This window comes from Rhodothermales bacterium (assembly GCA_034439735.1).
Classification (GTDB): Bacteria; Bacteroidota; Rhodothermia; order Rhodothermales; family JAHQVL01; genus JAWKNW01.
Window position 1 is genome coordinate 1 of sequence record JAWXAX010000264.1, and the last position, 10,814, is coordinate 10,814.

The following is a 10,814-nucleotide window of genomic DNA, read 5'->3' on the forward strand; positions in this document are numbered from 1 at the left end:
TCACCGGCGCCGGTGAGCACTAGCACGAGCACCACGTCCACCAGATCCACGACGCTTGTTTCGGATTGCCCCACCCCCACGGTCTCTACGAACAAGGTGTCGAAACCCGCGGTTTCCAGGATGACGAGCGCCTCGCGGGTGCGTGAGGCGACGCCGCCATAGGCGCCGGCGTTGGGTGTGGGCCGGATAAATGCCCGGTCGTTGGCCGCCAGCCGGATCATCCGGGTTTTGTCGCCCAGGATGCTGCCGCGGGTCTGTTTGCTCGATGGATCGATGGCGCAGACGCCCACCCGCCGGCCGGCCTCGACGAGCCGCATCCCGAAAACGTCAATGAACGTGCTCTTGCCGGCGCCCGGCACGCCGGTGATCCCGATCCGCGGCGCGGCGCCGACGAAAGGCAGGCATCGGTCGAGCAGTTCCGCCGCCTCGGCCTCGTGATGGAGCAGGGTGCTCTCGACAAGTGTCAGGGCGCGGCCGATGGCGAGGCGGTCGCCGGCGCGGAGGCCGGCGAAGAGGGCGTCGAGATCAGCCATCCAGGCGCCCCATGAGCAGATGCAGCAGCTCTGCCGCTGCGTCCGGGATGACGGTGCCGGGACCGAACACAGCCGCCACGCCGGCTGAACGGAGCCGCTGATAGTCGGCCGGGGGAATGACGCCACCGGCTACGACCAGGATATCGTTCCGGCCCTGCGCGCGCAGCGCGTCGATTACGGCAGGGATTAGGGTGTTGTGGCCGGCGGCAAGCGATGAAATGCCGAGGATGTGCACGTCATTTTCGATGGCCTGACGCGCGGCCTCCTCGGGCATCTGAAAAAGCGGGCCGATGTCGACATCGAATCCGAGGTCGGCAAACGACGAGGCGATGACGCGGGCGCCGCGGTCGTGCCCGTCCTGGCCGAGCTTGGCGATCAGGATCCGCGGCCGGCGGCCGGCACGGGCCGCGAAGGTGTCCGCCAGTCGGCGGGTGGTGTCGAAGGCTTCGTTGTGCATCATTTCGCGGGCATAAACGCCCGATATCGGCGAGGAACGGGCCTCGTACCGCCCAAACACGTCTTCCATGGCCATGGAAATCTCGCCGAGCGTGGCGCGGGCCCGGGCCGCGTCGATGGAAGCGTCGAGCAGGTTGCCGCCGGCGGTGCAAGCCGTGCGCAGGGCATCCAGCGTCCGGGCGACGGCGCCCGCATCGCGGCTCTCGCGTAGGGTGGTCAGTTGATTGATCTGCGCCTGGCGGACGGCCGTGTTGTCGATTTCGAGTAATGCAACGTCCGTGGCATCGTTCGTCATGAACCGGTTGACGCCCACGATGACGGCCTCGCCCCTGTCAATCTGCGCCTGCCGGCGGGCGGCGGCCTCTTCGATCCGTGCCTTGGGCAGGCCGCGTTCGATCGCGCGCGTCATCCCGCCGAGCGCTTCTACTTCCTGGATTTCGGCCCAGGCGCGTTCCATGAGGCCGGCAGTGAGCGACTCCACATAATACGAGCCACCCCAGGGATCCACCGCCTTCACGATTCCGGTTTCGCGTTGGAGCAGGAGCTGCGTGTTACGCGCAATCTCGGCGGAGAAGTCGGTCGGCAATGCCAGCGCCTCGTCGAGGGCATTGGTGTGGAGCGACTGGGTGCCGCCAAACGCGGCGGCGAGGGCCTCGACGCTGGTGCGGACGATGTTGTTGTACGGATCCTGGGCGGTGAGGCTGTAGCCAGACGTCTGACAATGCGTCCGAAGCATCAGCGAACGGGGGTCTTTCGGGCCGAAGGGCTCAACGAGCCGGGCCCACATGACGCGCGCGGCGCGCAGCTTCGCGATCTCCATGAACGGGTTCATCCCGATCCCCCAGAAAAAGGAGAGGCGCGGCGCGAATTCGTCGATACTCAGGCCGGCGGCGAGGCCGGTCCGGATGTATTCTACCCCATCCGCCAACGTGTATGCCAGCTCAAGGTCGGCCGGTGCTCCGGCCTCGTGCATGTGGTACCCCGAGACGGAGATCGAGTTAAACTGCGGCATCCGCCGGGCAGTCATGGCGAAGATGTCGCCGACGATGCGCATCGACGGGGCCGGCGGGTAGATGTAGGTGTTGCGCACCATGAACTCCTTGAGGATGTCATTCTGGATAGTGCCCCGCAACGCCTCCGGCGCCACGCCCTGTTCCTCCGCGGCTACGATGTAAAACGCCATGATCGGGAGGACTGCACCGTTCATGGTCATCGAAACCGACATCTGGTCCAACGGAATGCCGTCGAACAGCCGCTTCATGTCCTCGACAGAGTCGATGGCGACGCCGGCTTTGCCCACATCCCCCCGGACGCGCGGATGGTCGGAGTCGTACCCCCGGTGCGTGGCCAGGTCGAAAGCGATCGACAACCCCATCTGGCCGGCGGCCAGGTTGCGGCGGTAGAATGCGTTGGATGCCTCGGCGGTGGAGAAGCCGGCATACTGGCGGACGGTCCAGGGGCGGACGACGTACATGGTCGAATACGGTCCGCGCAGATAAGGGGGAACGCCGGCGGTGTAGCCCCGATGGGGCATGCCGGCGGTATCTCCCGCTATGTAGGCCGGTTGTATATCGATGCCCTCGGGCGCGGCCCAGATCGCAGCCGAGGGTGGGTGCGAGGCGAGGGCCGGCGGAGCATATGGGAGGATGGAGAAATCGGGTTTCATGGCTTCAGGAGGCCGCGTCGAGGGTATGCAGCGAGGCGTCGGTGAGGTCGGGGTCGCCGCTGGTTTCCAGGATCTGAAAGAGCCGCCACGCGCGCCGGGCGAGGGCGTCCGTGAGCTGTTCGATGTACGATGCGCCGGCGGCGGGGTCGCTGACGCGGCCCAGGTAGGCTTCGTGGCGGAGGACGTGGTGGGTGTTTAGCGCAAGCCGGTCCCACGCCGGAGCGTCGCCCCCGGGATGGACAAGCAGTGCCGTGCATCCGCCAAGTACGGCGGCGAGGGCCATCGGTGTGGTGCGGAGCGCGTGGGTGTGTGGATCGTCCCCCGAACAGCGTTCGGTTTCCGCCAGGAGCGCCAGGCGAGGTAACGCCCTCAGCCCGGGGTCGTAGGCGAGCGCGATCTGTCCGACGAGTCGTGGCAGGGCGCGTAGGCGGGCCAGTTCAGGGAAAAATAGCCGACCCAGAGGCAGTGCGTACTGCAAGCCGGTCAGCACGGCGGGTAAAGGCCAGCCTGTGGCCAGACCCTGATCGATGTGCCTGCGCACCAGTGCGAGGGAAATCGCCAGTTGGACAGACAGCGATGCATGGGCGAAGGGCGTGATATCCACGCCGAGCGTCCGAACGCCGGGCGCCTGCCGGCGCACCGTGCTGGCGGCTGGCCAGCAGGCGTCGATCAGTGTGGACAGGGCGCCGGGCCTCGTCTTGAGGCGCCAGAGATACGCCCCCGTGGCGGATGTGGGGATGGCCTGTTCGGAGAGGGGCTTCGGGGAAAAGAGGTAGAGGGGAAGCGGCGTAGCCGGCCATGCGCCATCCGCCGCATCGATCGCCAGCGCATCCGCTCCGCCGATAGTGGCCGCATTCAACCGAGCGCTGAACCCCGCGTCGGCCGAGTGCCCGGCCGATGCGCAGGCAATCCAGCCCGGCGTGGAGGGGTAACGGAGCGGGGCACCGGCAGCGGGGAGGTCATCGACCGAATACAGGGCGCGTACGGTGACGCCTGGCGCCGGCGCCCACGTCATCGCCTCATCGACCGAGCGCCCCTTGAGGTCGGCCGACACGGCGTCCAGCCACGCCGAAGCGCCGGCCGGTGGGAAGTAGCGGAGAAGGTCGAGGGCTTCGCCCGACGGCTCGTCGATTAACGGATGATTCGGGTCGTAGTGCAAGCTATTTCTGGTTTCTGGCGCGGGGGCCAGAATGACATGTTTGTTGTTGTTGAACGGCTACCCGCTTCCTGAATTGGCCCCATCGCCAATCACGAATCACGAAGCGAAGAGTGCCCGGTACCTCCGCACCAGGTCGAACACCGCGATGCCATACGCCACCGACACGTTGAGGGATTGTTTCGAGCCGTACTGTGGAATCTCGATCGCCAGGTCCGCCAGGGCCAACACCTCATCTTGCACACCTTGCACCTCATTGCCCAGCACGAGGGCGAGGGGGAAATGGCATGGGAGGAGATCGTGCACACGAGAGGGGGTGTCCGTCAGTTCCAACACAGCGATGGTGTAGCCCTCGGCCTTGATTCGGCGGATGCACTCCACCGTGTTTTCCACATGCTCCCAGGGAACCGTTTCCTGGGCTCCGAGTGCGGTTTTGTGCAATCCCTGATGATCAGGGGTGGCTGTGATGCCTGTCAGATAGAGCTTCTCGATCCACGCCCCGTCCGATGTACGGAAGAAGGAGCCGACATTGTGCATTGAACGCACGTTGTCGACCACCACCGCAATCGGGTGCCGGGGAGAGTGGCCCTGGTCCGCAGGAGTAAGACGCACGATTTCCTCGTGCCGTAATTTCCTCATACCGCTTTTTATCATCACGACGCCGGCCTTCCCGCCTGCGTCGTTAGCCCGTGCATCGCATGAATCGATCGTTTGCTCTTCTCACCTTGTTGCTCGTATGGCCGGCGCTTTCCGGCTGCCAGACGCTCAAGGAAATCGCCAATCTGCGCCAAGTCGATTTTTCACTGGATCGGCTGAGCGGCCTGAACCTCGCCGGCGTCCCGCTGGACAACATGCGCTCGTACCGCGACCTGAGCGCCGGCGACCTGTTCAAACTCACGACGGCCGTCGCCCGGCGCGATCTTCCACTCCGCTTTAACCTGCATGTTGCGGCCCTCAATCCAGAGACCAACTCGGTGGTTGCGCGCATGGTGCGCATGGACTGGACGTTGTTCCTGGAGGATCGGGAGACGATCAGCGGCGTGGTGAATCAGGAGCAGGTGCTCAACCCGGGGCAGGTGGTCGATATTCCCGTGGCGATCGACCTGGAACTGCTCAGCTTCTTCGATAAAAACGCACAAGACCTGGTCGATCTCGTACTCTCTCTCAGCGGCCAGGGCGGAGCCCCCAAAAACGTCCGCCTCCAGGCCGTACCCGTCATCGATACCGTCGTCGGCCCCATTCGCTACGCGAATCCGATCATGATCGTGAACCGGGAGGTGGGGTGAGGCCGGAGAAAAGTGAAAAGTGAAAAGTGCAAAGTGAAAAGTGCAAAGTCACTCCCCTTTTTCCTTTTTCCTTTTTCCTTTTTCCTTTTTCCTTTTTCCTTTTTCACTTTTCACTTTTCACTTCCAATTGCCTTTCCTTCCTGCCATAATCGCCCTCGACGGACCGGCCGGCTCCGGAAAGACCTCTACGGCTCGCGCCGTCGCTGAGCGACTCGGCTTCGTTTACCTGGACACGGGCGCCATGTACCGTGCGGTGACGCTGGCGGCCCTGGAGGCCGGGAGTGCGCTGACAGATGAAGCGGTGGGCCGGCTGCTGGCCACGCTGCGGCTCGACCTCGGGTATCGCGACGGGCACATGACCGTTCGGATCGATGGAGACGATGCGACGGAACGCCTGCGGGGGCAAGAGGTGGGCCGGCATGTCAGCCAGGTGAGCGCCCTGCGTTCCGTGCGCGTGAGGATGGTCGAGGCCCAGCGCGAGATAGCCCGCTCCCAACTCGCGGCAGGACGGGGTGTGGTGGTCGACGGGCGCGATATCGGGACGGTCGTGTTTCCGGAGGCGACGCTCAAGATATTTATGTCCGCCAACGCCCGGGTACGCGCCAAACGTCGGCAACGCGAGCTGGCCGAGAAAGGGGACCGCCGCAGCGTAGGCCAGGTGCTGGCCGAAATCGAGTCCCGCGATGCCCTCGATAGTGGGCGCGACCTCGCGCCACTCCGCCGGGCCGACGATGCCATTACGCTCGATACCAGCGAGTTAACGATGGACGAGCAAGTTTCATTTGTAGTTAACAAACTCTCGGAACGCCTCGGCGAACGGTTCGTATGAGCCGTTTGTCGATTTTAGTGTTCTGGCGCCGGCTGCGCCGGAGGGGGATCGCCCCCCGGTTTTCTTTTTCTAACCCTAATCTCCTGAGGATCCGGCACGATGAGGGCCGCCGGGCCGCGGGAGCTAAACGCCCTGGCGCCGTCGCATTCCTCATCGCAACCCGATGTGGCGGCTCTGGAGAATACGAATGGCTGAAGATCAGCAAAAAACAACCGACCCGTCAGAAAGCGTAGAGGCTAGTGTGCAAACTAGTGTGGAAACTAGCGTTGATACCAGTGTGGAAACTGGTGTGGAAACTAGCGTTGATACCAGTGTGGAAACTGGCGTTGATACCAGTGCAGACGTCAGTGTCGACTCCGCCTCCGCTACGATCGAGACCGAAGTTATCCCCGCGCCGGCTGTGGCCAATGCCACTCCTGCTCCAGCCCCCGCGCTGTCTGTGCCAGAAATGGCTCGCGCCCCGGAATTCATCGGCTTCCGCGGCGAGATTGAAGGCCAGGTCATTAAACTGGCCGACCTGAATCGCGGTATCGAAGATCCGGCCGCGAAAGCGATGTACGACTCGCTTCGCCGCATGATCGACGAGACCCTGACCAACGTAACGGAAAACGAGATCGTATCCGGACGCGTCGTCAGCATCGGCGAAAAAGACATTGTCATCGACATCGGGTTCAAGAGCGACGGCATCATCGCCCGCAACGAATTTGATACCGAACTGGCGCCCGGTGACGAAATCGAGGTATTCCTCGAGCGCATCGAAGACTTTCAGGGCCAGCTCATCCTCTCCAAAACGAAGGCCGATACGGTCAAGCGCTGGCAGCGGATCGAGACCGCCCATCTCGAAGAGAAGGTGCTTGAAGGCACGATCGTTCGCCGCATCAAGGGCGGCATGATCGTCGAACTCTTCGACGGCATCGAAGCCTTCCTCCCGGGTTCGCAAATCGACGTGCGCCCCGTCCGCGATTTCGACGCGTACCTCGATAAGCGGATGGAGTTCAAGATCGTCAAGCTCAATCCGGCCAACGAGAACATCGTCGTATCCCACAAAGCGCTCATCGAGAAAGACCTCGAAGAACAGCGTCAGAAGATCCTCTCCTCGATGGAGCCGGGCCAAGTGCTCGAAGGCACCGTCAAGAATATCACCGACTTCGGTGTGTTCATCGACCTCGGCGGCGTCGACGGCCTGTTGCACATCACGGACCTCTCCTGGGGCCGCGTGTCGCACCCGTCGGAACTCGTCGAGCTGGACCAGAAGCTCAACGTGGTGGTGCTGGACTATGACAAGGACCGTCAGCGCATTTCGCTCGGCCTCAAGCAGCTCCAGTCGCATCCGTGGGAGAACATCGGCGAGAAGTACAAGGAAAGCGACGAGGCCGAAGGCAAGGTGGTTTCGATCACCGACTACGGCGCCTTCGTCGAGCTGGAAAAGGGTATCGAAGGCCTCGTCCACATCTCGGAAATGAGCTGGACGGAGCACATCAAACACCCGAGCCAGATGGTTTCGCTCGGCCAGATCGTCAAGGTTCGCATCCTCAACATCGACAACGAGGGCAAGAAGATTTCCCTCGGCATGAAGCAGCTCGAACCCGATCCGTGGGTGGGCATCGCCGCCCGCTATCCGGGTGGCACGGTGCTGCGCGGTAAGGTGCGCAACATCACGAACTTCGGTGTCTTCGTGGAGATCGAGCCGGGTATCGACGGGCTGGTCCATATTTCGGACCTGTCCTGGACGAAGAAAATCCGCCATCCTTCCGAATACGTGAAGAAGGGCCAGGATCTGGACGTCGTCATTCTCAACATTGACGAGAAAGAACGCCGTATCTCGCTCGGCCACAAGCAGATCGAGACGAACCCCTGGAACGACTTTGCGAAGATATACTCGGACGGCACCGATACCGACGCGACGATCAAGAAGATCGTCGACAACGGCATCGAAGTGTCGCTCGGGCTTGAACTGGACGGCTTCGTGCCGGCCGGCGAGCTCAAGAGCGGGCCGAAGACCTTCCAGGATGCGTACAAGGAAGGGGAAACCCTCCACCTCCGCGTCATCAAGTTCGACCCGAACCAGAAGGAGATCCTCCTCAGTGAAACCGCCAAACAGCGCGCGGACGAACGCTCGAAGAAGGACGACGAACACAAGGAACGCCGGAAAGAGCAGGACACCGAACGTCAGGTCGTCCAGGACTTTCAACGCAAAACCGCCAACGCTACGGGTCCGACCACTCTCGGCGAACTCAGCGGTCTCGAAGAGCTGAAGCGTAAGATGGAGGCTAATGAGGCCACCGCAGCCACAGCGGCCGCCACCGATAAGGTTGATGCCGCCAAAGCTGATGCCGCCAAAAAAGCTGATGCCGCCAAAAAAGCTGATGCCGAAGTGGCTGATGCCGAAGTGGCTGATGCCGAAGTGGCTGATGCCGACGTGGCTGATGCCGACGTGGCTGATGCCGACGCTGAAGGCACCGACGAGCCGGCCGTCTGAGCGGTCGTTTCTTCCTGATTCAAGGGCTGCACTCGACACCGGGTGCAGCCCTTTTTTTTACCACCCCGCCGCCCAGCGGGCCAGCACGTCCTCCGAGAGACTCCCATCGATGGCCTCGGCCAGCCGATCGCCCATCAGGGCTCCGAACTTGAACCCGTGGCCCGAAAAGCCGGCCATCGTCCACGTCCGCCCCGCACGGCCCACATAAAACCGCTCCTCCGGGGCTACGGTGTAGAAGCAGACCTTCGCGCGCTCGACCGAGAACCGGTCGAATCCTCGCAACCGGCCCTTCGCCGCCGCCAGGATCTCGTTCACCTCCTCATCCACCTCCTCATCCGTCGCCTCACGTGTTGCATCCGGGTCGCCTCGCATCGAAAACCGATGATCCCCGATCTTTAATCCCTTGTCCCCGCGCGGCGGCACCAGGTAAAAACCGCTGTCGGGGTCGATGTCCAGCAGCATCGGCGCTTCCGTCCAGGCGCCGGCCTGTTCGAGAGGTGGATTTAGATACACCACCACCTGGCGGGACGGCACCAGCGGTGGTGCATTCGTGGGGGCTAATGCCGGGGACCACGCGCCGGCGGCCACGACCAGCAGATCGGCCTGAATGGCCGTTCCATCTTCCAGGAAGGCAACTCCTGCGTCATGATCGACACGGCGAATCGCGGTATTCGGATGCAGCGCCGCACCGGCTCGTTCCAGGTAGCCGGCCAGCCCCAGGAGAATATCAGCCGCTTGTAAGAAACCGCCGCTCTTCAGGTACAAGGCCTGGCGAAGGCCGCTGGCATCCAGAAAAGGAAACCGCTCTTCGATGGCCCCCGGGGCGATGCGTGTGTAAGGATGACCCAGGGCGTCAAGCACGCGCGCCGAGTCCGCCGCCCACCCGCCGAGCTGCCGGCTCAGGACGAGTGTGCCTGTCTCGCGGTAATACGAAACGCCGAGATCTTCCCACAACCCCGCCCAGGCGCGGAACGCGGGGTCGATCATTGCCGCGTAGCCCTGTTGGGCGCCGTAGGGATATCGGATGAGCCGGTGGTCGTCGAACGACGAAGCGAGGGGATTGGGGATGGGGCCGCGATCATACACGGCCACGCGGTGGCCTCGTTTGACCAGCGCGCGAGCGGCGCAGAGCCCCATGATGCCGGCGCCGGCGATGGCTACTTTCATACCCATTCAATCCGATTGTCATCGTGAGCCGGTCCGATGCAATCGGGCCGTGTCGAACTGCCTGCCCCCGTGAAATCGGGGGACCTTCCGACCCACAGACAGGTGTTCTTTCAGGTGTCACTGCGTGAATTCCGTGTATCACGATACACCAACTCCGCCGCGGCCAGGTCCTCCAGCGCGCAGCCGACCGATTTAAAGAGCGTGATCTCCTCATCGGAGACGCGTCCCTTTACGACTCCCCGGCACAGGTCGAACAGATCCCCAACGACGTCCTCGGGCCGAAAAACGCCAGTGGCGATGGGTTGGAGGAGGTCGCCGGCCTCGGCGAGTGCGCCCTCGCGTGTGTCCACGTAAACGCGGGAGCGGCGGATCGTTTCATCGTCCGACTCGCGCATGTCGTACGTAAAGCCCCCGATCAGGTCGACATGGGTACCCGGCCGCAGTCTGTGCCCATCGAACAGCGGCGTGTGGCTCATGGTGGCGCAGGTGACGATGTCCGCCCATCCCAGCGCCTCGTTCGGGTCCCCCACGGCCTCGGCCTCCAGGCCTTCCGCAGAGAGCGAGGCCGCCAGCGCCGCCGTGCGTTCGGGTTTCCTGCCCCAGACGCGGACGGAGTCGATTCCCAGCACGGCCGCGTAGGCCCGGGCGATGTAGGGCGCCAACCGGCCGGTGCTGCAGAGGAGCAGGCGCCGGCTGTCTTTCCGGGCCAGATAGCTAGCCGCCAATACGGACGCCGCCGCCGTCCGGTGAAGCGTGATCGTCGCTGCATCCATCACGGCGAGCGGCGTGCCTGTGGCGGTGTCGAACAGCAGGTATTGCCCCTGAATGGACGGGTGGCCGCTGGCGGGATTTTGGGGGTAGACGGTGACAAGTTTGACGCCGGCGAGCCCGCCCGGGCCAGAGGTCCACGCCGGCATCAATAGCAAAATGCCCGGCGAACCGATCTCGTGGTGATGCCGGACGGGCGAGACGACCTCCCGTTGGAATTGCTCCCGCAGGGCGTCGACCAGAGGGTGCCAGGGAAGCATGGAAGCGATTTCGTCGGCCGGATAGAGGCGCATGGTCCGTTATTGATCAGAGGTGTCAACAATAATATCAGCGCATAAAAAACGTGCTCCTTCATCCCGGCCCCCGAGCCGGGATCTAGGGTGTGTCGACAATCAACGAGGCAGGCGTCTTTCCGCCGATTTCGCGCAGCTCGTCGTTCCTTTTCTCGCGAGATGCGCTGCATCGCGCTCGAAA

At 63.4% G+C, this 10,814-nt stretch carries 9 protein-coding genes; 3 read left to right on the forward strand and 6 right to left on the reverse strand.

The features are described 5' to 3' along the window. From SH809_18585 to SH809_18600, 4 genes are all read right to left on the reverse strand, one after another. On the reverse strand, positions 1-533 hold a 533-nt coding region (locus SH809_18585; protein ID MDZ4701726.1), incomplete at its 3' end, for a methylmalonyl Co-A mutase-associated GTPase MeaB. After that, on the reverse strand, positions 526-2,655 hold the full coding sequence (gene scpA, locus SH809_18590; GenBank protein MDZ4701727.1) for a methylmalonyl-CoA mutase: 2,130 nt from the start codon (positions 2,653-2,655) through the stop codon (positions 526-528). The genes scpA and SH809_18585, both read right to left, overlap by 8 nt. 4 nt (positions 2,656-2,659) lie before the next feature. Further along, positions 2,660-3,814 (reverse strand): methylmalonyl-CoA mutase family protein, encoded by a 1,155-nt coding sequence (locus tag SH809_18595; GenBank protein ID MDZ4701728.1) that lies wholly within the window; start codon positions 3,812-3,814, stop codon positions 2,660-2,662. 96 nt (positions 3,815-3,910) lie between these two features. Then, positions 3,911-4,423, reverse strand: coding sequence for an RNA methyltransferase (locus SH809_18600; protein MDZ4701729.1), 513 nt, complete (start codon positions 4,421-4,423; stop codon positions 3,911-3,913). 86 nt (positions 4,424-4,509) lie between these two features. Here SH809_18600 and SH809_18605 point away from each other — a divergent pair, with 86 nt between their 5' ends. The 3 genes from SH809_18605 to SH809_18615 all read left to right on the forward strand — a co-directional run bounded on the left by SH809_18605 (position 4,510) and on the right by SH809_18615 (position 8,405). Continuing rightward, positions 4,510-5,097 carry a hypothetical protein gene (locus SH809_18605; protein MDZ4701730.1) on the forward strand — a complete coding sequence of 196 codons (588 nt, stop codon included), beginning with the start codon at positions 4,510-4,512 and terminating at the stop codon, positions 5,095-5,097. Positions 5,098-5,224: 127 nt separating this feature from the next. Further along, positions 5,225-5,926, forward strand: coding sequence for a (d)CMP kinase (gene cmk / locus SH809_18610; protein ID MDZ4701731.1), 702 nt, complete (start codon positions 5,225-5,227; stop codon positions 5,924-5,926). 163 nt (positions 5,927-6,089) lie between these two features. Beyond that, complete coding sequence (locus SH809_18615; GenBank protein MDZ4701732.1) at positions 6,090-8,405, forward strand: 30S ribosomal protein S1; 2,316 nt, start codon at positions 6,090-6,092, stop codon at positions 8,403-8,405. 57 nt (positions 8,406-8,462) lie between these two features. Here SH809_18615 and SH809_18620 read toward each other — a convergent pair whose 3' ends face one another. Both SH809_18620 and SH809_18625 read right to left on the reverse strand, forming a co-directional pair. After that, positions 8,463-9,572 carry an FAD-dependent oxidoreductase gene (locus SH809_18620; protein ID MDZ4701733.1) on the reverse strand — a complete coding sequence of 370 codons (1,110 nt, stop codon included), beginning with the start codon at positions 9,570-9,572 and terminating at the stop codon, positions 8,463-8,465. A gap of 110 nt (positions 9,573-9,682) precedes the next feature. Next, positions 9,683-10,633 carry an ornithine cyclodeaminase family protein gene (locus SH809_18625; protein ID MDZ4701734.1) on the reverse strand — a complete coding sequence of 317 codons (951 nt, stop codon included), beginning with the start codon at positions 10,631-10,633 and terminating at the stop codon, positions 9,683-9,685. Between the last annotated feature and the right edge of the window lie 181 nt (positions 10,634-10,814).

Excerpts from the sequence above, each read along its gene's own strand:
- scpA (MDZ4701727.1), bottom strand. The coding sequence starts at position 2,655 with ATGAAACCCGATTTCTCCATCCTCCCATATGCTCCGCCGGCCCTCGCC.
- SH809_18620 (MDZ4701733.1), bottom strand. The coding sequence starts at position 9,572 with ATGAAAGTAGCCATCGCCGGCGCCGGCATCATGGGGCTCTGCGCCGCT.
- SH809_18615 (MDZ4701732.1), top strand. The coding sequence starts at position 6,090 with ATGTGGCGGCTCTGGAGAATACGAATGGCTGAAGATCAGCAAAAAACA.
- SH809_18605 (MDZ4701730.1), top strand. The coding sequence starts at position 4,510 with ATGAATCGATCGTTTGCTCTTCTCACCTTGTTGCTCGTATGGCCGGCG.
- SH809_18625 (MDZ4701734.1), bottom strand. The coding sequence starts at position 10,633 with ATGCGCCTCTATCCGGCCGACGAAATCGCTTCCATGCTTCCCTGGCAC.